The sequence below is a fragment of the Aequorivita sp. Q41 genome (assembly GCF_039831855.1).
In the GTDB taxonomy this organism is placed as follows: Bacteria; Bacteroidota; Bacteroidia; order Flavobacteriales; family Flavobacteriaceae; genus Aequorivita.
The window spans coordinates 696,778-721,570 of record NZ_JBDPMS010000001.1 but is presented as its reverse complement, the minus strand read 5'-3'; the positions used below and the strand labels follow the sequence as shown (position 1 = coordinate 721,570).

General features: G+C 36.2%; 19 protein-coding genes. 10 read left to right on the top strand and 9 right to left on the bottom strand.

The annotated features are described in order from the left end of the window. Positions 1-25: 25 nt before the first annotated feature. Both murF and gldJ read right to left on the bottom strand, forming a co-directional pair. The gene (gene murF / locus ABJ955_RS03365; protein WP_347373192.1) at positions 26-1,306 is read right to left on the bottom strand and encodes a UDP-N-acetylmuramoyl-tripeptide--D-alanyl-D-alanine ligase; all 1,281 of its coding nucleotides are present in this window, start codon (positions 1,304-1,306) and stop codon (positions 26-28) included. Between the two features lie 71 nt (positions 1,307-1,377). Next, positions 1,378-3,054, bottom strand: a complete 1,677-nt coding sequence (gldJ, locus tag ABJ955_RS03360) for a gliding motility lipoprotein GldJ (RefSeq protein ID WP_347373191.1) — start codon at positions 3,052-3,054, stop codon at positions 1,378-1,380. 219 nt (positions 3,055-3,273) lie between these two features. On the opposite strand from gldJ, the gene porU reads away from it, so the two are divergent. From porU to ABJ955_RS03315, 9 genes are all read left to right on the top strand, one after another. Then, a complete protein-coding gene (gene porU, locus ABJ955_RS03355; protein WP_347373190.1) occupies positions 3,274-7,140 on the top strand; it encodes a type IX secretion system sortase PorU in 3,867 nt (1,288 codons plus the stop codon). Between the two features lie 34 nt (positions 7,141-7,174). After that, complete coding sequence (porV, locus tag ABJ955_RS03350) at positions 7,175-8,335, top strand: type IX secretion system outer membrane channel protein PorV (RefSeq protein ID WP_347373189.1); 1,161 nt, start codon at positions 7,175-7,177, stop codon at positions 8,333-8,335. A 9-nt stretch (positions 8,336-8,344) separates the two neighbouring features. Further along, the gene (cdd, locus tag ABJ955_RS03345) at positions 8,345-8,827 is read left to right on the top strand and encodes a cytidine deaminase (protein ID WP_347373188.1); all 483 of its coding nucleotides are present in this window, start codon (positions 8,345-8,347) and stop codon (positions 8,825-8,827) included. Between the two features lie 236 nt (positions 8,828-9,063). Then, positions 9,064-10,062, top strand: coding sequence for a pyruvate dehydrogenase (acetyl-transferring) E1 component subunit alpha (pdhA, locus tag ABJ955_RS03340; protein ID WP_347373187.1), 999 nt, complete (start codon positions 9,064-9,066; stop codon positions 10,060-10,062). Between the two features lie 3 nt (positions 10,063-10,065). After that, positions 10,066-11,721, top strand: coding sequence for a pyruvate dehydrogenase complex dihydrolipoamide acetyltransferase (locus ABJ955_RS03335; RefSeq protein ID WP_347373186.1), 1,656 nt, complete (start codon positions 10,066-10,068; stop codon positions 11,719-11,721). Between the two features lie 75 nt (positions 11,722-11,796). Further along, on the top strand, positions 11,797-12,477 hold the full coding sequence (locus ABJ955_RS03330; protein WP_347373185.1) for an SDR family oxidoreductase: 681 nt from the start codon (positions 11,797-11,799) through the stop codon (positions 12,475-12,477). Positions 12,478-12,480: 3 nt separating this feature from the next. Further along, positions 12,481-13,077, top strand: coding sequence for a SprT-like domain-containing protein (locus tag ABJ955_RS03325; protein WP_347373184.1), 597 nt, complete (start codon positions 12,481-12,483; stop codon positions 13,075-13,077). A gap of 101 nt (positions 13,078-13,178) precedes the next feature. Beyond that, positions 13,179-14,258 carry a mannose-1-phosphate guanylyltransferase gene (locus tag ABJ955_RS03320; protein WP_347373183.1) on the top strand — a complete coding sequence of 360 codons (1,080 nt, stop codon included), beginning with the start codon at positions 13,179-13,181 and terminating at the stop codon, positions 14,256-14,258. Continuing rightward, complete coding sequence (locus tag ABJ955_RS03315) at positions 14,259-15,695, top strand: DUF389 domain-containing protein (protein ID WP_347373182.1); 1,437 nt, start codon at positions 14,259-14,261, stop codon at positions 15,693-15,695. 6 nt (positions 15,696-15,701) lie between these two features. Here ABJ955_RS03315 and ABJ955_RS03310 read toward each other — a convergent pair whose 3' ends face one another. The 7 genes from ABJ955_RS03310 to gcvP all read right to left on the bottom strand — a co-directional run bounded on the left by ABJ955_RS03310 (position 15,702) and on the right by gcvP (position 23,840). After that, positions 15,702-16,466: an ATP-binding cassette domain-containing protein gene (locus tag ABJ955_RS03310; RefSeq protein WP_347373181.1), complete on the bottom strand. Its 765-nt coding sequence runs from the start codon at positions 16,464-16,466 to the stop codon at positions 15,702-15,704. Then, the gene (locus tag ABJ955_RS03305) at positions 16,463-17,203 is read right to left on the bottom strand and encodes an ABC transporter permease (protein ID WP_347373180.1); all 741 of its coding nucleotides are present in this window, start codon (positions 17,201-17,203) and stop codon (positions 16,463-16,465) included. Before ABJ955_RS03305 ends, ABJ955_RS03310 begins: the two co-directional genes overlap by 4 nt. Positions 17,204-17,271: 68 nt before the next feature. Further along, entirely contained in the window at positions 17,272-18,378 is a 1,107-nt protein-coding gene (locus tag ABJ955_RS03300) for an alkaline phosphatase (RefSeq protein ID WP_347373179.1), read from the bottom strand. A gap of 60 nt (positions 18,379-18,438) precedes the next feature. After that, on the bottom strand, positions 18,439-19,290 hold the full coding sequence (locus tag ABJ955_RS03295; RefSeq protein WP_347373178.1) for a glycosyltransferase family 2 protein: 852 nt from the start codon (positions 19,288-19,290) through the stop codon (positions 18,439-18,441). Continuing rightward, on the bottom strand, positions 19,290-19,814 hold the full coding sequence (locus ABJ955_RS03290; RefSeq protein ID WP_347373177.1) for a methyltransferase: 525 nt from the start codon (positions 19,812-19,814) through the stop codon (positions 19,290-19,292). The genes ABJ955_RS03295 and ABJ955_RS03290 overlap by 1 nt, the downstream gene beginning before the upstream one ends. Then, complete coding sequence (locus ABJ955_RS03285; RefSeq protein ID WP_347373176.1) at positions 19,814-20,875, bottom strand: ketoacyl-ACP synthase III; 1,062 nt, start codon at positions 20,873-20,875, stop codon at positions 19,814-19,816. Before ABJ955_RS03285 ends, ABJ955_RS03290 begins: the two co-directional genes overlap by 1 nt. Positions 20,876-20,990: 115 nt before the next feature. After that, positions 20,991-23,840 carry an aminomethyl-transferring glycine dehydrogenase gene (gene gcvP, locus ABJ955_RS03280; protein ID WP_347373175.1) on the bottom strand — a complete coding sequence of 950 codons (2,850 nt, stop codon included), beginning with the start codon at positions 23,838-23,840 and terminating at the stop codon, positions 20,991-20,993. A gap of 132 nt (positions 23,841-23,972) precedes the next feature. Between gcvP and ABJ955_RS03275 the strand changes: the two genes are divergently transcribed. Then, on the top strand, positions 23,973-24,791 hold the full coding sequence (locus ABJ955_RS03275; RefSeq protein ID WP_347373174.1) for a hypothetical protein: 819 nt from the start codon (positions 23,973-23,975) through the stop codon (positions 24,789-24,791). Positions 24,792-24,793 lie beyond the last annotated feature (2 nt).

The window sequence follows — 24,793 nt, the reverse complement described above, 5'->3', positions numbered from 1 at the left end:
CTATTCCCCTTTTCTTCAAATAGCTTTAAAGCAGCTCTAAAATTCGCTCTAAAGCCATTCCGCGTGAGGCTTTTATTAAAATTGTAGCATTGTTAGGCGGTTGGTTTTCTAATTCATTTTTTAAGGTCTCAAAGTTTTTAAAGCTATGAATGTGTGAAGCTTGGTTGGTTGTTTTAAAAAAATTACTTCCAATTAAAAATACTTTTCCAAAGGAATTTTCATTTAGATAATTTACTATGTTTTGATGTTCTATCTCAGCATCGCTTCCTAATTCAAACATATCGCCAAGAAATAAAATTTTATTTTCACCTTTTGACTGTTTAAAATTCTCTAATGCCGCCAACATACTTGTGGGATTTGCATTGTAGGCATCCATTAAAATCGTGTTTCTTCCTTTTGTAATTAACTGTGAACGATTGTTTGTAGGGATGTATTCTTCAATTCCAGCTTTTATTTTTTCTATAGGAACCTTAAAATATGCGCCAACTGCAATTGCTGCAGAAAGATTTGCAAAATTGTATGCGCCTACCAAATTACTTTGTATTTCAGTGCTGTTAAATGACAGGCGTAGGTGATGGGAGCTGTCAATTAATAGAATGTTGAAATCAGCAGTGTCTGTCCCAAAAGTGATACTGTCAATCCCCTTAGAGCTTGATACTTGTTTTGGGTCGTTGGCGTTTACAAAAATTTTCTTTTTTTGTGCTTTTAAAAACTGATACAACTCTGTTTTTCCTTTAACGACACCTTCTAAGCTTCCAAACCCTTCTAAGTGTGCTTTTCCAAAATTAGTGATATATCCATAATCGGGTTTGGCAATATTGCTTAGTAATTTTATCTCCCCAAGATGATTAGCGCCCATTTCCACGATGCCGATTTCGGTGTCTTTGTTCATGTCAAGAAGAGTTAATGGAACTCCAATATGGTTGTTTAAATTTCCTTTTGTGGCAGATGTTTTGTATTTTTTTGAAAGAACTGCGTTTATAAGTTCTTTAGTGGTTGTTTTTCCATTGCTTCCGGTAAGTGAAATTATAGGAAGTTTTAAAGAAGTTCTATGAAACTGCGCCAATTGCTGAAGTGCCAGTAGAACATCGTCAACTAAAACTGTTTCACCTGTATTTTTATGAAAAGCAGCTTGATCAACCACAACCTTGAAGGCGCCCTTCTCTATAGCTTCTTGAGTAAATAGATTGCCATTGAAATTATCTCCTTTCAAAGCAAAAAATATGCAGTTTTTAAATATTTTTCGAGTGTCTGTGCAGATGCCAGAGCTCTCCAGAAAAAAGTTGTGAAGTGATGTTATATTCATAAAATAAATATACTAAAAAACCCTCCGAAGCTATATGCAATGGAGGGTTGTTTTTAATGATTTTATAATTTTTAATTTCTTGGTCGTTTGCCTTTTTTAGATTTAGAACCTACGCGGCTCATTGCGCATCTAAAACCAATATAGTCTGATGCCATATCTTGAGGGAAATAACGTCTTTGGGCAGGATCTAACCAGTAATCTCTGTCTCTCCAAGAACCTCCTTTGTAGACGCGAACTTCATTGTTTACAAGTGTGGTTCTAGTTGTTGTTTTATCGTATTGACGGTCTAGTGTTCCTGTGCTGTCTGCATTCACTTTTTGAATAGGTGAGTTGTACATACGGTTTGATCCATCTGAGCTTTCAGATTCATTGTCAGCAAAAGATTGGTAGTAGCGTGAAGAGCGTTTGTCTCCATCTCTGTAATCACGGTTATCACTTTCCGAAAAATTAGGTCTTAAATAAGTTTCGTTTTCATCAATCGGTACTTGAAGAATTTCTCCAGGTAAGTTACGTGCTACGATTTTTCCATTACTCAAGGTGTCATAAACGATTGAGTCCATAGTAACTACTTTTACTTTTCCATCTTCGCCAATAGCGTTTTTGGTGTAGACATTTCCTCTATAGTAGTTGAAGTCGTTAAATTCGTCATCAACAATGGGGCGATATACATCTGCTACCCATTCGGCAACATTACCCGCCATATCATATAGACCAAAATCATTTGGCTCATACGATTTTACTTGAGCGGTTATATCAGCGCCATCATCACTCCAACCAGCTATACCACCGTAATCACCATCACCTTGTTTAAAGTTAGCCATTTGGTCACCACGAGATCTTCTTTTCCCTGAGCGGGTGTATTGACCTTCCCATGGGTATTTTTTCTTTCCTCTGTAAACGTTATAGTTTCTAAGTCCAACCAAACCAAGTGCTGCATATTCCCACTCTGCTTCTGTTGGAAGACGATACGCAGGCATTAGCAATCCATCTTTACGCTGAATGTATAAATTGGTGCTGTCTTTACTTCTTTTCTTAATAGACTCTGAACGTTTTCCTCCGCGTGTTATGGAGTCATTTCCACCATAGGTAAGTGTTGGCGCGTTTAAATATGTTTCTGTATTGAAAGTTTCGCCTGGCTCCACTTCATAGCGCGCATTACGAGAGGTTATGCCTTCGGTCTCTAGTACCATTTCATTAACGCGGTCTGTTCTCCAATTGCTAAACTCTACTGCTTGTACCCAGCTAACTCCTACTACAGGGTACTCTGCATAGGCAGGGTGACGTAAGTAGTTGTTTGTCATTACTTCGTTAAAACCTAAACGGTTTCTCCAAACTAATGTATCGGGAACAGCGCCTTCATAAATTCTTTTATAATTTTCATCAGAAGGAGGGAAAACCTTTTTAAGCCAATCTAAGTATTCAAGATACATTAGGTTTGTAACTTCGGTTTCATCCAAATAGAATGATTGAACGTGTTGTTGGTTCGGGGAATTGTTCCAGTCGTGCATTGGATCATCCTGAACTTTTCCCATTGTGAAAGTTCCGCCTTCAACAAACACAAGCCCTGGGCCTGTTTCTTGTTCTTTGGATTGTGGATTGTATTGGAAACCGCCTTCTTTAGCGTTCATTTTCCAACCTGTTGCACGGGAACTGTCTTTATAGTCCCTAGATTTGTTACAGCCTACAAAAAGTGTGGCTATAAGAACAGTGATAAATAGCTTTAATGCTAGTTTTTTTCTTAACATCATAAATTCAAATATGATAAAATTGGGTTCGCAATATAGTAATTAACGATAAAAACACAATAATATTTTGTTATTATTGTATTGTAGGGTTTTAAAAGATTTTAAGACCAATCTGGTATGCAAACGTATTAGTTTTAAAATTATTATCCTAATATCATTTTAGGTGAAAAGTTTAAATTGTTAGCTTATACTAAGTGTATATTTGCAGCGTTAATGGTACTAATGAGAAAAACGATATTTTTATTTACCCTAATTTTGATGCCTTTTTTAGGAAAAGCACAATCAAAAAGCATAACTATAAATTGGGGTGCTTCAACCAGCACATCCAAAAGTTTCGCTGGTGGAAAATCTTCTGGTTCTGCCTATGAAGAAGCTTTAGATAGACTTAAGCTTCAGTTGAATAAAGATAATGTGAGTTATGCAACCCAATGGAAAGACGGTGGTTTTGCAGATAAAAACTCCATAACTGTTACGAATGTGCGTTACGGATCTGTTTCTTCAGAAGAATTAAAAAAAATAAATCCCAATAACTTACCAACTAAGCTTGAATATTCTATTTCTAGCACAATGGCGAGGGATGAGCTTTATACTATTTTCAATATTTCTCCTATCATAAAAAAGAATGGAACCTATCAAAAAGTTCTTTCTTTTGATATTAACTATACCTATGGTTCTCAGCGTAAAAATGCACCTCCTGCTTTAACCAATTCAGTTTTAGCAACAGGGCAATGGTTTAAATTTAAAGTGCCTAAAACGGGGGTTTATAAATTAGACAAATCGTTTCTTAATGATATAGGGATGAATACAGATGGTATTAACCCTAGAAATATTAAAATTTATGGTAACGGTGGAAGCTCACTTCCTTTATTAAATAGACAAACCAAATATTTTGATTTACCTGAAAATGCAATACAGGTTGTAGGTGAAGCAGATGGTAGTTTTGATGGTGGAGACTACATTTTGTTTTATGGAACTAGTACCGAAGGATATGTGAAGGAAAACGACTCAAACCTAAATCCATATAGTGACGATTCTTATTATTATGTTACTGTTGGTGGGACTCCAGGGAAAAGAGTGGTGCCAATGGTAGAGCCTTCTGGCGCAACAACTATAAATATCACGGAGTTTGATGATTATCAATTTTATGAAAGTGATGAATACAGCCCTTCAAAAGTAGGAAGGAAGTGGTTTGGAAATCGTTTTGATATTGAAAATGAACAAAGCTTTAGTTTCGAATTTCCAAATATTGTTTCGGGAAAACCAATTACACTTACGGTAAAAGCAGCGGCAACCTCAGAAAGCACGACTTCAATGGCGGTGTCTGCAAATAGGACGAGTTTGGACCCACTTAATTTTGCCAAATTAGGGAATGGAAACTTATTAGGTATGGATCAATTAACGGTCGATATTCCAGCAAATGGAGAAACTGTAACTGTAGACTTGGAGTATAACAATGCTGGTAATCCATCCAGTGTTGGGTATCTAGATTATATTAGTATTTGGGCAAAGCGCAAATTGAGCGGCGTTACGGGTCAATTGCTTTTTCAGTATAATGATGCAGCTACCATAACAGGGGTGGGAGAATACCAAATAACGAATGCTACACAGTTTTCGCAGGTTTGGGATGTAACAGACTTTCAGTTTATTACTTCAAAACAAAATGAAAATAATGCGGCTACATTAAGTTTTAAACAAACAATGGGGCGGTTGCGAAATTACGTAGCAATAAATCCAAATGACTATTATGTTCCAGTGAAACTTGCACAGGCTCAAGTTCAAAACCAAAATTTAAAGGGAACTATTTTTAAGGACCAATCAGGAAATTTTAAAGATGTAGATTATATTATTATTACAGCTCCGTTTCTTATCCAACCAGCATTGCGCTTGGCTACCTATCATAAAAATCTTCAAGGGCTTAATGTAAAGGTGGTTACTACCGATAAAATTTATGAAGAGTTTAGTTCCGGAAGACAAGACATTGCTGCAATTAGAAATTTTATTAGGTATGTTTATTACAATGCTTCTTCTGTAGAGAAACGTGTTAAATATGTTGGAATAATGGGCGATGCATCCATTGATTATAAAAACCGACTTGCAAATAACAATAATATAGTGCCAACCTACCAAACGCAACTAGGTACGAGTATTAGTAACTCCTTTATGTCTGACGATTTTTTTGGAAATATGGACGAAGATGAAGGAACAATTGGAGGTAGGACGTATGACATTGGTAGTAATAGCGCCTTGACAGATATCGATTTGTTAGATATAGCAATGGGAAGGATTGTGGTAGATAATGTTTCTCTGGCAAATGCAATGGTAGATAAAATTATAAGGTATGAGTCGCAATCTTCTTATGGCAATTGGAGAAATAATTTTGTGCTAATTTCTGATGATGTAGATAAAGCAAGCGAAGATATATTAGAAAAAAAATTAGATTCGCTTGGGAATGTTATAGAAGCCGAAAAGCCTTTTATAAATGTAAAAAAAATACACTCAGATTCATACCAACAACAAGCTTCAGCTGGTGGTAACCGCTACCCGCAAGTGAATGAAGCTATTAAAAGTGCTATTGATGTTGGGGCGATAATAATAGATTATTTTGGTCATGGAGGGGAAGATGGCTTGTCTTCGGAAGTTATTTATACTAAAGAAACTGCAATCGAGTTAAAAAATGCAGATAACCTTCCGTGTATCATCACGGTTACTTGCGAGTTTACAAAATTCGATAACCCCTTACGAATTACCGCTGGGGAACTTACCTATCAGAATAAGGAAGGCGGTGCTATTTCACTTGTTACAACCACCAGGGCGATTTATATAAATGACGGGGTTACATTTAATGAATTATTGGCAGATCAATTATTTGGGTTTAGTGACGACCCTCCAAATACTCCGGCTGAAGGCTTGCGAATTTCTAAGAATACAATGGGGGTGGGTAGAACCCTAAGGCGGGTTGTTTTTTATATTGGAGACCCAGCTATGCGTCTTGCTTTTCCTAAGAAAAGTATTCGCTTAACAAAATTAAACGGCGTGCCTATTGCCCAAGCAACAGATACCTTAAAAGCGCTAAGTAAAATAAAATTGGAAGGGGAAGTTTTAAATCAAAACGGTACGTTAATGGGAGAATACAACGGTGTTTTGGAAGCTAAAATATATGATAAAAAAGTAAATCGCAGAACGCTAGATAACGACAATAACAATAAATATATGGATTTCACCACTCTTGGGGAAGGTCTTTTTAATGGCCAAGCTTCCATTGCTAATGGCGTTTTTGAGTTTGAATTTGTAGTTCCACGCGATATCCAAATCCCCGTTGGTAATGGAAGAGTAAGTCTCTATGCGAAAAGAGATGATATTTTGGAAGACCAAACCGGTGTTAACCTCGACTTAAAAGTGGGAGGTTTAAATGAAGATGCTCCCGAAGATAATGAAGGTCCAGATATCAAGCTTTTTATGAACGATGAAAGTTTCGTTTCAGGTGGAATTACTGATGACTCCCCAATTTTACTCGTAAAACTAGAAGACCCCAATGGTATTAATACTGCAAGTGGTATTGGGCATGATATAGTTGCGGTACTTGATGGCGATGAGTCTAATCCTTTTCTTTTAAATGAATTTTACCAAGCTGAAGTAGATGATTATACCAAAGGGGTAACAAATTATAAATTCCGTGATTTAGAAGACGGTTTGCATACGTTAACCCTAAAAGCTTGGGATGTTTATAATAATTCATCAACTGCAGAAATACAATTTATTGTTGCCGGTAGTGAAAAGTTAGAAATTAGCCGCGTGCTTAATTATCCAAACCCATTTGTTAGTTATACCGAATTTTGGTTTAATCATAATAGGCCGGATGAAACATTAGATGTGCAGGTCCAGGTGTTTACCGTTACCGGGAAAGTGGTTTGGACAAAAAACGCAAGCTTACCCCCGTCTGGCAGTTATCTTAGCAGAGAAATCACTTGGGATGGCCGCGATGATTTTGGTGATCGCATCGGAAAAGGTGTCTATGTTTATAAGATTACAGTAAGATCTGCGTTAACAAATCAGCGGGTTGAAAAATTCGAGAAACTCGTTATCCTTTAAAAATTAAAATTATATTTGCTCAAAATTATTTAACATGAAGAAATTATTTATTCCAATTTTATTAGGTTTAGTTGCTTTTAAATCTATGGCGCAAGAAGACAATACAGGGATTGAAAACCGTGTGATTACTACGGGTGTTCCTTTTGTATTGATAGCTGCTGATCCACGTGCAGCTGGTATGGGGGATATGGGGGTTGTAACTTCAGCAGATGCTTTTTCGCAACAATGGAATCCTGCAAAATATGCTTTTTCACTATCAAAACAAGGGGTTGGGGTAACTTATACACCTTACCTTAGTAAATTGGTAAACGATATATTTTTAGGAAATCTTACCTATTATAATAGATTAAACGAAAAAAGCGCGGTTGCTGCAAGTTTTCGTTATTTCAGTAATGGTGAAATAGAACTTCGCCAAACTGCAGACGAAGAGCCTTTATTAGTTAAACCAAACGAACTTCTTTTTGATGTTTCGTATTCACTTAGATTAAGTGAGCGTTTTGCAATGGCTGTTGCGGGTAGGTATATCCGTTCGGACTTAAAATTACAGACCTCAAACGATGATGCTTCCGCTGCAAGTTCATTTGCAGTAGATGTTGCGGGTTACTATCAGAGTGAAGAAATTCCTTACAACGATTTTGATGGGCGTTGGAGAATGGGTTTTAATATATCGAATATCGGTCCAAAATTAAAGTATGATGAAGTAGGTTCTGAAAGCAACCTTCCAACAAATCTTGCCTTAGGTGGGGGATTTGATTTTATACTTGATGAGTACAACAAAGTTGGTGTTTCAGCCCAAGCTAACAAATTATTAGTGCCAACACCAAGCGATTCAAACGAAGATGGTGTAATTAATAGTGAAGATGATTACTACAACGAAAGTTTCGTTAGTGGAATGTTTTCTTCTTTTGGGGATGCTCCAGACGGTTTTGGTGAAGAATTAAAAGAATTTACATGGTCTTTAGGTGCAGAATACTGGTATCAAGATGTATTTGCATTTAGAGCAGGTTATTTTAATGAAAGTGATGATAAAGGTTCAAGAAAATTTGCTTCTTTAGGAGCAGGCTTCCGTTATACTGCTATCAATATTGATATTTCGTATTTATTCTCTACCTCTAAATTGGCAAACAGCCCATTGGATGGCACACTTCGTTTTGGCCTTACCTTCAACTTCGGAGATACGTACGACGAATACTAGAAATAACAAGTGAAAAAACAAAAAATTGAAATTGATTTAGAAGTTTTTGAAACTATTTCAGAACTTCCAAAAGACATTCAAGAATTAATGAATAAGGCGCAGCAAGCACGTGAAAATGCTTATGCGCCTTATTCACATTTTAGGGTAGGTGCAGCCCTGCGCCTTTCTTCAGGGCAAATTGTAACAGGAAATAATCAAGAAAATGCTGCTTTTCCGTCTGGTCTTTGTGCAGAAAGAGTCGCAATTTTTAATGCTGGAGCAAATTTCCCCAATCAAATTATTACAACGCTTGCCATTACCGCACGTTCAGAAAACCAGTTAACAACGGAAGCAATCGCCCCCTGTGGCGCATGTAGACAATCCCTTTCTGAATACGAGAAAAAGCAAAAAAGTCCAATTGAAATTTATTTTATGGGCGAAACAGGAAACATTATTAAAGTGGCTTCTGTAATGGATTTATTGCCCTTAAGCTTTGATGCAAAATACCTTTAAAGTAGCTCAAGCTTCAATTTTTTATTCTAAAAAGCACCAAACTCTCAAAATAAAAAATATCAGATTTACCATTTACTATCATTTGTATTCTTTAATTAGATAGGTTTATAGGGTGTTTTTTATTTTTTTTTGAAATTTAGAATTTGAGATTTGTAATTTGCTTTTTCTGCATATAAAGTGCTATTTTTGTTATCCGTTTAATAAATTTTCCTTCGGGAGTTACTTATAGCCGATAGATGAAGAAAATCACTAAAAAAACGTACCTAGATTGGTACGAAAACATGCTGTTTTGGCGCAAGTTTGAAGATAAGCTAGCGCAAGTATATATCAATCAAAAGGTAAGAGGTTTCCTTCACCTTTATAATGGTCAAGAAGCTGTTTTAGCGGGTGCATTGCATGCAATGGATCTTTCAAAAGACAAAATGATTACTGCCTACCGAAACCATGTTCAGCCAATTGGTATGGGAGTAGACCCTAGAAAAGTAATGGCCGAGCTGTATGGAAAAAGCACAGGGACTTCACAAGGTTTGGGTGGTTCTATGCATATTTTTTCAAAAGAACACCGTTTTTATGGAGGTCACGGGATCGTTGGAGGTCAAATCCCTTTAGGTGCAGGGTTGGCTTTTGCTGATAAATATTTCAATAGAGATGCTGTAACCTTAACCTATATGGGTGATGGTGCAACACGCCAAGGTTCGCTTCACGAAACATTTAACCTTGCAATGCTTTGGAAACTTCCAGTGGTTTTTTGTGTAGAAAATAATGGCTATGCAATGGGAACCTCTGTAGAACGGACGGCAAACCATAGCGATATTTATAAACTTGGTCTTGGTTATGAGATGCCTTGTAAGCCTGTAGACGCTATGAAGCCAGAGGTTGTTGCCAAAGAAATGGATGAAGCAATTCAGCGCGCACGTCGCGGTGATGGCCCTACATTTTTAGAGTTAAGAACCTACCGTTATCGTGGGCACTCTATGAGTGATGCGCAACATTATCGTACCAAGGAAGAAGTTGCTAAAAAGCAAGAAGAAGATCCGATTACATACGTGCTTCACCAGATTTATGAAAATAAATGGGCTACCGAAGCTGAAATTAAAAAGATTGACAAAAGAGTGAAAGATTTAGTGAATGAATGTGAAAAATTCGCGGAAGATTCGCCATATCCAGAGAAAAATGTAATGTTCGATGTTGTTTACGAGCAGGAAGATTATCCTTTTTTATCAGATAAATTATAAGAAATGGCAGAAGTAATAAACATGCCGCGATTGAGCGACACTATGGAAGAAGGTACAGTGGCAACCTGGCTTATAAAAGTGGGTGATACTGTAAAAGAAGGCGATATTCTTGCTGAAATTGAAACTGATAAAGCTACTATGGAATTTGAATCTTTTTATGAAGGAACCTTGCTTCATATAGGAATTCAAGAAGGAGAAACCGCGAAGGTTGATTCACTTTTAGCAATTATTGGTGAAAAAGGAGAAGATATTTCAGATTTGATAAGCGGGAAATCTTCTGATAAAGGTTCAAAAAAAGAGACAGCTAAAAGTGAAAAAAATGTAGCTGATAACGAGGAAAATTCAGAAGAAAAAACTGAAACTTCATCAAATAAAATCGAATTGCCTGAAGGTGTTGAGGTTATTACAATGCCTCGCTTAAGTGATACAATGACGGAAGGTACCGTTGCAACTTGGCTTAAAAAAGAAGGCGATACTGTAGAAGAAGGCGATATTCTTGCCGAGATTGAAACAGACAAAGCGACAATGGAGTTTGAGTCTTTCTATTCCGGCACCTTATTGAAAATAGGAATTGGCGAAGGAGAATCTTCGTTAGTTGATGCAGTATTGGCTATTATTGGCCCAAAAGGAACAGATGTTTCTGGGATTATTGAAAATTTTAAAAAGCAGGATGCTGCTTCAAATTTTGCAGCTAAAACTTCTGAAGAAAAAACTTCTGAAGAAAAAACTTCAAAAGAAGAAACTTCAGTAAAAGAAACAAAAAAAGCAACTACGGCACAAAAAAATTCAGAACCCACACAAACACTAAACGAAGGCCGTATTTTTGCTTCGCCTTTGGCTAAAATATTGGCCGAAGAAAAAGGAATCAATTTGCGCCAAGTAAGTGGAAGTGGAGAAAATGGCCGTATTGTAAAAAGCGATATTGAAAACTATCAGCCTGCGGCAAGTGGCGGACACGCATACACGCCAGTTGGAACAGAAAGTTTTGAGGAAGTTAAAAATTCTCAAATGCGCAAAACAATTGCAAAGCGTTTGGGCGAATCTAAATTTAGTGCACCAGAATATTATTTGACAATTGAGTTGGATATGGATCATGCCATTGCTGCACGTACAGCTATAAATGCTGATCCAGACGTTAAAATTTCTTTTAACGATATGGTGATAAAAGCCTGTGCTATGGCATTGCGTAAACATCCACAGGTAAATAGTCAATGGACTCCAGAAGCTACTAAAATTGCAAAACACATCCATATTGGGGTTGCAGTTGCAGTGGATGAGGGTTTGCTAGTGCCAGTTTTAAAATTTGCAGACCAAATGACCTTTTCACAAATTGGGGGACAGGTAAAAGAACTTGCTGGAAAAGCACGAACTAAAAAAATTACTCCACAGGAAATGGAGGGAAGCACATTTACGGTCTCAAACCTAGGAATGTTCGGAATTAAAGAGTTTACTTCTATAATAAATCAACCAAATTCAGCGATCTTATCTGTTGGAGCTATTGTACAAAAACCAGTTGTTAAAAACGGGCAGATTGCTGTAGGTAATACGATGACGGTAACTTTAGCGTGCGATCATAGAACAGTTGATGGGGCAACAGGAGCTAAATTTTTACAGACCTTACGGCAGTATATCGAGAATCCTGTGACGATGTTTGTATAGTAAATTTAATTGTTTAATAAAATCCCGATAGCTTCCTTTTTAGTGAAACTATCGGGATTTGTGTATCTTTAAAATATGAAAAACGTAATAATAACAGGCACTTCCCGTGGGATAGGTTTTGAAATGGTAAAGCTTTTTTCGGAAGCAGGACATACTGTATTAGCCCTTTCTAGAAATTCAAAGCCAGTAGCTGCACTAAACCTGAAAAATGTAACTGCTATCGATTTTGATATTGCAAATGAAAATGAATTCAGTAAGCTTTCACATTACCTTCAACTAAACATGAAATCGGTAGATATTTTGATAAATAATGCCGGGTATTTGGTAAACAAAGCTTTTTCTGAAATTACTTCTGAAGAATTTAAAAAATGTTACCAAGTAAATGTGTTTGGTGTAGTTTCTTTAACAAAAACGGTGCTCCCATTTATGGAAAAAAGCGGACATGTGGTAAATGTTAGTAGTATGGGCGGTATACAAGGAAGTGTGAAGTTTCCTGGACTTAGTGCATACAGTAGCAGCAAAGGTGCTGTAATTACAGTAACCGAATTGCTTGCTGAAGAATATAAAGAAACGGGGCCATCTTTTAATGTTCTGGCATTGGGTGCAGTGCAAACAGAAATGTTAGCAGAAGCTTTTCCAGGATTTAAAGCGCCGCTTTCTGCTATAGAAATGGGGCAGTATATTATGGATTTTTCGCTTACAGGGAATAAATTTTACAACGGAAAAATACTTCAGGTTTCAAGTACTACGCCTTAATTTATGACAGAAATCCTCGAAAAATACATTCCACAAGCTTCCGTAGTTTCAGCTTTCGAGTTGATAAAAACACATAATGTACATCTCAAAATTGTAAATGAACGGGTTACCAGACATGGGGATTATCGGAAAACCGCAACGGGTCAACACCAAATAACGGTAAATGCTACTTTAAATAAATACCGATTTTTAATTACACTTGTACATGAAGTTGCACATTTAAAGGCTTTTACAGAGTATGGCCGTTTTATAAAACCACATGGTTTGGAGTGGAAAAAAACCTTTCAACTTTTAATGCTTCCTTTTTTACGTCCCGAGGTTTTTCCAAATCAATTATTGCCATTGCTAGCACGTCATTTTAAAAATCCTAAAGCTTCGAGTGATACAGATACCGTATTGGCGCTGGCATTAAAGCAATTTGATCCAGCGAATGATAAAAACTATATCTTTGAGATACCCTTTGGCGGGCATTTTAGATTGTATAATGGCAAGATTTTTAAGCGTGGCAAACAGCGTGTAAAACGTTTTGAGTGTTTGGAGGTAGCAACTGGAAGAACCTATCTTTTTAACCCAAATGCAGAGGTGGAATTTTTAAAATAAGTAGCGAGTGTATATTAGTTTAGCTTTTTAAACTTTAAACAAATAAATTGTTAATAGGCCATCTAAACTTTTAAACATCCTAAACTTTTAAACTTTTTTAGATGAATAAAAATTATTACGCAGTACTTATGGCAGGTGGAATCGGTTCTCGATTTTGGCCTATGAGCACCCAAGAGTTTCCTAAGCAATTTCATGATATGCTGGGGACGGGGCAAACCTTACTTCAAAAAACTTTTTCAAGGCTCAATAAAATAATTCCTTCAGAAAATATTTACATTCTAACCAACGAAATGTATTTGGATATAACCTTAAAGCAGTTACCAAAAGTTACTGAAGCACAAGTTGTGTTAGAGCCTGCTATGCGAAATACGGCACCTTGTATTCTGCTTTCCGCTTTAAAGATTAAAAAGGAAAATCCGAACGCGCTTATGCTCGTAGCACCTAGCGATCATTGGATTGAGGATGAAAATGCATTTGCAAACGATATTCAAACTTGTTTTGATGCTGCGCAAAAAGACGATATTTTATTGACTTTAGGTATCGAACCAACTTTCCCAAATACAGGTTACGGTTATATTGAAAGTGATAAAAACGATACTTCTGAAATAAAAAAAGTAGCACAATTTCGAGAGAAACCAGATTATAAAACGGCAAAACAATTTCTTACAGCGGGTAATTTTCTTTGGAATGCAGGAATCTTTGTATGGAGTGCTAAAAGTATTGTTGCTTCTTTTGAAAAGAATTTATCAGAAATGAACATGCTTTTTTCAAAAGGAATCGATGTTTTAAACACTTCCGAAGAAAAAAAATTCATCGAAAACCAGTATCCTAAAGCCGAAAATATATCGATAGATTATGGTATTTTAGAAAAAGCAGTCAATGTATTTATTAAAAAAGCGACATTCGATTGGAACGACTTAGGAACTTGGGGTGCGTTATATGAAAAATTAGAAAAGGATGCTGATGAAAATTCAGTTGTAAATGCAGAAACATTTTTAAAAGATTCCAAAAATAATATGATATTTACAGCGTCCAAAAAGTTAGTTGTAATTGAAGGCGTTACGGATTATATTGTGGTGGATAAAGAAGATGTTTTACTGGTCTTTCCCAAGAAAAAAGAACAGGAAATAAAAGAATTGTTGAAAGATGTTTCAAACAAATTTGGAAAAAAGTATTTATAAATGGAGAATTCAGATAAAAATAATAATGTGAAAATTACTCCTAATGATGGAGAATTTGAAAATGTAAAGCTTAATACGTGGGCAAGCATCAAAAAATTTTTTAGCGAATTATTCGATATCCGCTCAGACTCTGATCGTGACGCCACTATAGAGGCTGTAAAAAAAGACATTCCTTTTAAAGGTCATACAGCGTGGATTCTAATTTTCTCCATATTTGTTGCTTCCATTGGGTTAAACGTAAGTAGTACCGCAGTGGTAATTGGAGCGATGCTTATTTCTCCATTAATGGGGCCGATTGTAGGAATTGGTCTTTCAGTGGCAATTAATGATGTTGAAACCCTACGCAGGTCGCTTATAAATTTGGGGGTAATGGTTTTTTTAAGTGTGCTTACAGCGTTTTTATACTTTAAATTATCACCGCTTACCGAAGAAACTCCAGAGCTGATAGCGCGAACGTATCCTACAATTTTAGATGTGCTAATTGCAATTTTTGGCGGGTTGGGATTAATAGTTGCTAAAACCAAAAGCGGCACAATGGCGAGTGTTATTTTTGGGGTTGCAATTGCTACTGCATTGATGCCACCCTTGTGTACTGTGGGATATGGTTTGGCGGTAGGAAATGCTTCATACGCTGGAGGTGCTTTGTATCTTTTTTCTATTAACGCTGTTTTTATTGCATTGTCAACTTTTATTGTCTCAAAAATTTTACAATTCCCATTAGTGCGCTATGCGAATAGCAAACGCCGCCGTAGAACTGCACAAGTTGCATCCTTAATTGCAATAGCAGTGATGGTGCCAAGTGTTTGGCTTTTTGTGAAATTGTTAGAGCAACAAGTTTTTGAAACCAAATCGAAAGAGTTTGTAAACCACAATATAAATTATGATGGTACTGAGGTCGTAAAGTTTACTCAGGATTATGAAACCAAGAGCATCGATGTTTATTTAATTGGTCGTCCTGTGCCTCAGAATAAAATAAATGAGTGGGTAGCAAATTTAGAGCGAACCGAAAATTTAGAAACAGCGCATTTAAGAATTTATCAAGGTGCGGATCAAAGTGGAGAAATGGCAGCTAAGCTTTCCGGTGAAATAAAAGCAGGAATCTTAGAGGATTTATACGTTAAAAATGAGCAGTTGATTCAAGATAAAGATGAGAAAATACGGTTCTTAGAAAACGAAATAGCGCTAATAAAAGTCCAGAATATTCCTTTTAAAGAATTGAGTGAAGAGCTTAAAATTAATTATGAAGGTGTGGAAACCTTTAGCTTTTCAAATAAGATTACTACAAATTTCGCTAAAACCGATACGCTCCCAGTAATAAATATTCGTTGGAATAAAAGTGTTACTCCAAATGAAAAGCAAGAAGGATTAAAGAAAATTGAGAAGTGGGTAAAATATAAATTAAAGCTAGACACACTTCAAGTTACTGAATATAAATAAAATATTTTAGCCCTCCTTTAATTGTACTTCGCGTATTTTTTTGAATAAATCTGAAGAATATACAAAGCTCGTAACATCTTCGTTGTCTGTTTTAAAGATCTCTTGATTGGTGCCTTGCCAAACCAATTTCCCATTTTTCAAGAGCACCACTTTTTCACCTATCTCCATAACCGAATTCATATCGTGAGTTACAACTATTGTTGTAATATTGTATTCATGTGTAATTTCTTGGATTAGCGTATCAATAAGCGTTGCCGTTTTCGGATCGAGGCCAGAGTTAGGTTCGTCACAAAAAAGAAATTTTGGTTTGTTTACTATAGCGCGTGCTATAGAAACTCGCTTTTGCATTCCGCCAGATATTTCGGCAGGAAATTTTTTATTTACGTTTTCAAGATTTACTCTTTTCAACACTTCATTTACACGATCCACCATATCAGTTTTTTTCTGTTTGGTGAACATACGCAACGGAAACATTACGTTTTCTTCAATATTCATGGAATCAAATAGCGCACCGCCTTGAAAAAGCATCCCTATTTCTTCACGAAGTTTTCGTTGCTCTTCGTCATCCATATCCTGAATGGCTTTATCTTCATAATAAATCCGTCCTTTGTCTGGAGTGAAAAGTCCAATTAAACTTTTAAGCAAAACGGTTTTACCGCTACCACTCTGACCAATAATAAGGTTTGTTTTTCCTTTGTCAAACTCGGTGGTTATTCCTTTTAGGATTTCTTCATCCCCAAAACTTTTATGTACGTCTTCTACTTTTATCATGAGCTTAAAAGGAGTTGGGTTATAATATAATTTGCAGCAATAATAAGTACACTAGTCCATACGAAAGAATTAGTGCTGGCTTTACCAACTTCAAGTGCGCCACCTTTCATGTTAAAACCTTGCCATGAAGGCACTGTTGCGAGGATGAAAGCAAATACGGTTGTTTTGAAGAAGGCATAAAAAAGCTGATAGGGTATAAAACTGTCTTGCAAACCGGAAATAAAAGCTGTAGAGCTTGAAAATCCACCATACACACCAGCTACCCAACCTCCAAAAATGCCCAAAAACATTGAAATAACAATTACAAAAGGATAAAATAGTAGGGCGACAATTTTTGGAAAAACTAAATAGTTAAGTGAGTTGATTCCCATGACTTCTAAAGCATCAATTTGTTCTGTTACACGCATAGAACCAATGCTTGAAGTTATAAATGAGCCTACTTTTCCCGCCATAATAATGGAGATAAAAGTGGGGGCAAATTCTAAAATAACAGATTGGCGTGTAGCAAAACCGATAAGACTTTTCGGGATTAACGGGTTATCCATATTCAACGCTGTTTGGATTGCCACAACTCCTCCCACAAAGAAGGATATAAATGAAACAATGCCTAAAGAGTTGATAATAAGGTCGTTTATTTCCTTAAAGATTAGATGTTTTAAAACAGATGTTTTGGTAAAACTGCCAAACACTTTTTTAAGCATCAAAAAATAGGAACCAATATCTTGTATGTACTTCATAAATAAGATCGCTATGGCTAAAATACTAAAATTAGGGTACTGTTTTTTGAAAAAGCCCTTTTTAGCTTTTATTTATCAAAAAGAACCATCATTTTATCGAAAATCGCTGTGTTTTCATAGATGCCGTTAAATAATGAAGCGCCTGGACCTTCAGCAAAAACAGGAACCATGGTTCCAGAATGTCCCGATGTGGAGAAGGTAGGATTAATTTTATTGTAATCCTTCCCATCTGAAGCTAGTGTATAGCCACCAGTTTCATGGTCTGCAGTAACAATTACAAGCGTTTCACCATTTTGTTTAGCAAAATCAAGGACAACGCCTAAGGTGTTGTCGAAATCTAACAATTCAGCGATTAAATATTCTGCATCGTTATTATGCCCTGCCCAGTCTATTTGACTTCCTTCAACCACTAAGAAAAAACCTTTTTCATTTTTAGAGAGTTTCTTCAATGCTAATTTGGTTGCATTAGGTAAAAAATCGCCACGGCCTTTATTCATTTGTGGCATTCCATCTTCAGCAAGCAAAATTAGTTCATCTTTTTCACTCGGAGATTTCGGAAGTTGATCAGTGAAAACTTCATAACCGTTTGCTTTCATTTCTTCTAAAAAGTTTTTTCCATCCTTTCTGTCATTAAAGAATTTTAATCCGCCACCTGCAAAAAAGTTTACACCAGATTTAGGAGCGAAAGTGGTGATTTCTTCATAAAACCTTCTTGATTTTACGTGTGCATAAAAACTTGCTGGAGTAGCATGCTGAATAGACGAAGTAGAAATTATACCCGTGCTATAGCCTTTTTTAGTAAGGTGTTCAACTATGGTCGGAACTGGAATGGTGTCTTTGTCCACACCAATTGCACCATTATACGTTTTTACTCCAGAGGCAAAAACTGTTGCACCGGCAGCAGAATCTGTAATTAAATCACTGGCAGAGGAAGTTTTACTTAGACCAATGGTGTTAAAACGTTCAAAATTTGGCTTCCCGTTTTTGTAATAAATCGCTGTGGAAACTTGACTTAATCCCATGCCATCACCAACAAGAAGAATGATGTTTTTTGGTTTTTTTACTTCTGATGTAATAGTTGATACAGTATTGTCGCTAACCTGAACAGATACGCAGGAAACAGAAAATAAAGCAATAGTTAAGAGAACTGATAGAAAAGATACGTTGCGTTTCATTGAAATGTTTTGATTGTAAAATTAAACAATATTATATGTTATGATGATACTTCTAGCTTGTTAAAATCCTATTTGTTTTTTAATGTTTTTCCATCGAAGATTCCGTGTAAAGGCTCCTTCTTTTTCTGATACGATAAAATCAAGCTGCATTTTTTTAGCTTTTTTATATCCTCTTAAACAGTCTATAAAGTAAGTAAAACTATGTTTTTTGAAAGCTAATTTAGCGGAAGCTATAGTGGTAAGCCAAAGCCCATAGCGCATTTTGTAAAATGCCTCACCTTGTTTGTGTTTTGAAGCTTTTGAATATACTTTCCCCGTAGGTTTTAAATGTTTTACGTGTAAGGAGGTGTCTGTTTTAATTTCCCAGCCGTGGTATTGCGCTAAAAGTTCGTCTACAGTATCCCAACCGATAGATTTTTTGAGCCCCCCTATATCTTCAAAACATTTTTTACGATATAATTTTATTGGGCCACGAACTTTAGTTTTTTTTGAAATAGCTTCATACTCCCAGCCGCTTTCTTTTTCAATATACAGATTGCCGCCAGCAATACCTGTTTTTTCATTTAAAGAAAATAACTCTAAAACTTTTTCGAAATAATTAGTTGGTAAAATAAGATCTGCATCAAATTTTCCAATAAAGTCGAAATTTGTGTCGACTATTTCAAATCCTTTGTAAAAGGCGTTAACTACCTTGCTTCCAGGTTCATGGGTGTTTTCAGAATTGTGAAAAACACTTTCAATAAATGGATATGTTTCAGAAAATTGCTGGATAATATTTTGTGTGCCATCCGTTGAAGCATCGTTTACTACAATAACTTTTTTTGGAAGAATTGTTTGCTCAACAATGGATTGAAGCATTTTTTTAAGATAAGCTTCTTCATTATGGGCTGGGATGATGATGTAGAAATTCATTAATCTCTTACCGCATAAATCAAGTAATATCGCGGTGTAATCATTCTAAGAATGGGCCGTATTCCAACTTTTCTTACTGGGTTTGTAAACTTTTCACGCTTTATAATTCGCCAACCAGCTTTTTCAAGCAACCAATCAAATTGCCAATCTTCAAACTCGTGGTAATGGCGGTCCCATTTGTCTGTTTTGCTTCTATAGGCAGAAGCAAACCATAGTTTTAAAGGGATAGAAGCAACTAGTTTCTTTGCTTTTATGTCGTTCAAAACATTAAAAGGGGAAACCAAATGTTCGAAAATTTCAAAAGCAGTTACAACATCAAACTCGGTACTTTTTACAACAGTGGTTTCTATGTCTAGATCCTCTCCTTTGGTATTGGTTACATTATTGAAGCCTTCTTTTAGAAGTATTTCTGAAAAAGGATTTGAGACACCTAAATCAAGAATTTTGTCTTCTTTTGAAATTACTTCAGTTAGAAAACTAAGTGTGTGTTTGTATCTTTTCTTCGGAAACTTGCCTTCGTACATTATACCCTATAAACAATTGCATTAATGTTCATGCCTGCTCCAACGCTGGCAAAAATAACCACATCTCCTTTTTGAACAGAATGCCCTTTTAGCTCACCGTTTAACACTAAATCATATAGTGTTGGCACGGTTGCTACACTGCTATTTCCTAATTTATTTATGCTCATTGGCATAATATTTTCAGGAGGTGTTTTGTCGTAAAGCTTGTAAAAACGATTAACAATGGCTTCATCCATTTTTTCATTGGCTTGATGAATAAATATTTTTTTAACTTCATCAATACCAACTCCGCTTTTATCTAAACAGGTTTTCATCGCGTCTGGCACATTATTCAGAGCGAATTCATATATTTTCCTGCCGTACATTTTTATATACCGGCGGTTGTCTTTCTTCTCTAAATTATTACTTTCTCCAAAAAAGATAAAATGTGCTTCTTCTAATGCAAACGTTGCGCTGAAATGATTTAGAATACCACTTGTGGTTTCATCTGTAATTTCAACAACAGCGGCACCTGCGCCATCACTATAAATCATAGAATCACGATCGTGAGGATCTACAACTCGTGAAAGCGCTTCGGCTCCAATAACCAAACATTTTTTAGCGAGGCCAGCTTTAATAAATGCATAAGCTTGAATCATCCCTTCAATCCATCCAGGACATCCAAAAAGTACATCATAGCCCACACAAGTTGGGTTTTGAATTTTTAGATTGTGTTTTACACGGGTAGCAATACTAGGCACCGTATCACTTTGTACAGAGCCGTCTTTAACATCGCCGTAATTATGAGCTACAATAATATAATCGAGCTCTTCTTTATTTATCCCAGAATTTTTTAGTGCATTTTCCGCAGCAAAAGATGCAATGTCTGATGTAGAAAGAGATTTCGGGATATAACGCCGTTCTTGAATACCAGTAATGGCTTTGAACTTTTCAATGATAGTTTCATTTTCTTGGCCAAAACGAGTACCATCCTCATTGTAAAAATGATGTTGGCCAAATTGCTCATTCTTTGCAATTTCGCTGGGAATATAACTGCCTATACCTGTTATTTTGACATTCATATAGTGAAAAGTTTTTTTTAAAAGTACGGAAAAAAAGAGTTAAATGATTAATAGCAGTTTCCGGTAATTTTGTTTTAGTTAAAACCTACTACTGAAAACTGCTGTTGAAAACCTTTTAAACCTCCATATAATCTTCAATTGGATTACAAGTGCAAATTAAGTTTCTATCGCCAAATGCATCATCAACTCTACGGATGGATGGCCAAAATTTATTTTCTGAAATATATTCTAACGGAAATGCTGCCTCCTGTCTGCTATATGGAAAATCCCAAGTATCGGCAGTAAGCATCTGTAACGTGTGTGGTGAATTTTTCAAAAGATTGTTTGGATTGTCTTTGTCTGCTTCTTCAATTTCTTTTCTGATAGAAATCATTGCGTCGCAGAACTGATCTAAAGCAATTTTACTTTCACTTTCGGTTGGCTCAATCATCAGTGTTCCTGCAATTGGAAACGAAACTGTTGGCGCATGAAAGCCATAATCCATCAATCGTTTTGCAATATCTGTAACCTCAATTCCTTTTGCTTTGAAGGGGCGACAATCTACAATCATTTCGTGTGCTGCGCGTCCACGTTCACCTGCGTAAAGAACTTCATAATGTCCGTTTAGCCTTTCTTTTATGTAATTGGCATTTAAAATGGCATATTGGGTAGACTTTTTTAAACCATTTACGCCAAGCATGCAGATATACGCATAGCTAATTAGACAAACCAAAGAACTGCCATAAGGTGCTGCAGAAATTGCCGAAATAGCTTTTTCGCCCCCTGTTTGAATCACTGGGTTTGAAGGTAAGAAAGGAACTAACTGCGCTGCAACACAAATTGGACCAACACCAGGTCCACCACCACCATGAGGAATGGCAAAAGTTTTATGAAGGTTTAAGTGGCAAACATCAGCTCCAATAGCTCCAGGGTTTGTTAATCCTACTTGGGCATTCATATTTGCACCATCCATGTATACTTGCCCGCCATTTTCATGAATTAGGCTTGTAATTTCTCTAATTGCAGATTCGTAAACACCATGCGTTGAAGGATAAGTAACCATCAAACAAGAAAGATTGTCCTTGTGTTTGATTGCTTTTTCACGAAGATCATCAACATCTATATTTCCTTCTTCGGTAGATTTGGTTACTACTACTTTCATACCCGCCATTACAGCGCTAGCAGGGTTTGTTCCATGTGCGGATGCAGGAATCAAACAAATGTTTCTATGGCCTTCTCCACGAGATTCGTGATACGCACGAATAACCATCAAACCGGCAAATTCCCCTTGAGCGCCACTATTTGGTTGTAATGAAGTTCCTGCAAAACCTGTGATTTCAGTAAGTTGTTTTTCTAATTTCTTTAAAACGGTTTGGTAGCCTTCCGCTTGTTCTACTGGAACAAAAGGGTGCATATTGCCCCACATTGGGTCGCTTAAAGGTAGCATTTCTGCGGCTGCATTCAATTTCATTGTGCAGGAACCTAACGAAATCATCGAATGGTTTAAAGAAAGATCTTTGCGTTCTAATTTTTTAATATAGCGCATTAAGTCTGTCTCACTATGGTATTTATTGAAAACTTCCTGTTCTAAAAATGCTGTTTTACGAGCAATTTCTTTTGGAATTTTATTTCCGGTTTCCAACTCAGAGATTTTCTTGAAATCTTTTTTAATAGCTTCAGAAAAGATTGTTGCTATTTTGTTGAGGTCTTTTACCGTTGTGGTTTCGTTAATTGAAATTGAAACTGTTTCGTCGTCTGGATAGTAAAAGTTTACCTCCTTAGCTTCAGCTAAAAACTTGATTTTTGTAGCATCAGTTTTTATGGCGATGGTGTCAAAAAAAGTAGCGTTAACTTGTTCAAAGCCTAATGATTCTAGAGTATTTGCAAGTGTTACGGCTCCATTATGGACTTTTCTTGCTATATATTTTAAGCCTTCTGGCCCGTGGTAAACGGCATACATTCCAGCCATTACTGCCAATAAAACTTGAGCAGTACAGATATTTGATGTTGCTTTATCACGTTTTATATGTTGTTCCCGTGTTTGAAGTGCCATTCGTAAAGCACGGTTGCCATCGGTGTCTTTTGTGACACCGATAATTCTTCCTGGAATGCTTCTTTTGTATTCTTCTTTTGTAGCGAAAAAAGCTGCGTGTGGCCCTCCGTATCCTAACGGAATTCCAAAACGCTGTGTCGTTCCAACAACAACATCCACGCCAAGGTGACCTGGAGCCTCCAGTACTACTAAACTTAAAATATCTGCAGCAACAGCAACTTTTATGTTGTTTTCATTCGCCTTTTCAATGAAGCTTTTATAATTGTGAACTTTCCCCGTTCTACTTGGATATTGAAGTATGGCGCCAAAAAATGCATCTGAAAAATCAAAAGCTTCGTGGTTGCCTATTACTAAATCGATTCCTAAAGGTTTAGAGCGGGTTTCAAGTAATGAAAGTGTCTGTGGAAGGATTTCTTCGGAAACAAAAAACTTAGAAGCATTGCTTTGTTTCTTGGTCTTTTCTCTTACATTAAGTAAAAGCGCCATTGCTTCAGCTGCTGCCGTAGCTTCATCTAAAAGGGAAGCATTTGCAAGTTCCATTCCTGTTAAATCACTAATAACAGTTTGAAAATTTAACAGCGCTTCTAATCTTCCTTGTGCAATTTCAGCTTGATAAGGAGTATAGGCAGTGTACCATCCCGGGTTTTCTAAAATATTTCGTTGAATTACGGGAGGTGTAATAGACTGGTTATAGCCTAAACCTATATATGTTTTAAAGAGTTTGTTTTTTGTAGAAAGTTCGGTAATATGCTCAAGATATTCCTGCTCACTCATTGCAGTGTCCAGATTTAGTGCTTTTTTAAGCAAAATATCATCTGGAACAGTTTCAAAAATAAGTTGATCTATAGCGTTAACGCCAATAGTTTTAAGCATTTCGGGAAGATCGTTTTCCCGGGGACCAATATGCCTTAAAGCAAAAGAATCTGTATTCATTAATTTGCGGTTGAAGTTTAGCTGGCAAAATTACAATTTTATACAAGAAATCGCGCTCTTTTAAGGACTTGAAAAGGGATAACTTTTCAACTAAATAGTAAGGTTACTAACAGTTTGGTTATTTTTGATACTATGAAATTTCTAAAAGCTTTGTTTGCTTTTTATATTAATAGTAGTATTCACGTTGCTTTTGCCGTATTGGCATTGTTGGCGTTAACAGTTTTTGAATTTAATTTGAGTATTACTAATGAGCTTTGGGTATTTGTTTTTCTAGGAGCTTTAACGGGGTATAACTTTGTGAAATACGCCAAAATAGCTGGTTTGCATCACCGTAGTTTAACCAATTCACTTAAAACAATTCAAATTTTTTCGGCAGGATGTTTTATTTTGCTTGTATATTTAGCTACTCGACTTTCCGTAAATACACTTTTAGTAACGGCAACTTTTGGGTTAACAACTTTTTTTTATGCTGTGCCCTTTGTACGGAATAAAAGTCTTCGAAAATTTTCTGGCATTAAGATTTTTGTAGTGGCGATTGTATGGGCTGGCGTTACAGTAATTGTGCCTATGGTGTCTTCAGGAGCGGTAATTTCAGCTAGTGTATTGCTTACTTTTTTTCAGCGTATTTTGATTGTAGTAGCGCTTATTTTACCTTTTGAAATCCGTGATGTGCCTTATGACGCGCTTAATCTTAACACCTTACCGCAACAAGTAGGGGTAAAAACTACAAGGCTTATTGGGTTAGGAGTTTTAGTGCTAAGTGTTATTTTTGAATTTTTTAAAGAAAGCTTACATGTAACTTATAGCAGTAGCCTGCTGTTTTTTTGTATAATTTTAAGCTGGTTGCTTATGGTGTCAAAAACGAAACAATCACGTTATTTTGCTTCTTTTTGGGTAGAAGGTATGCCAGTACTTTGGGTTGTATTGTTTCTTCTTTTTGACAAATTTTAATG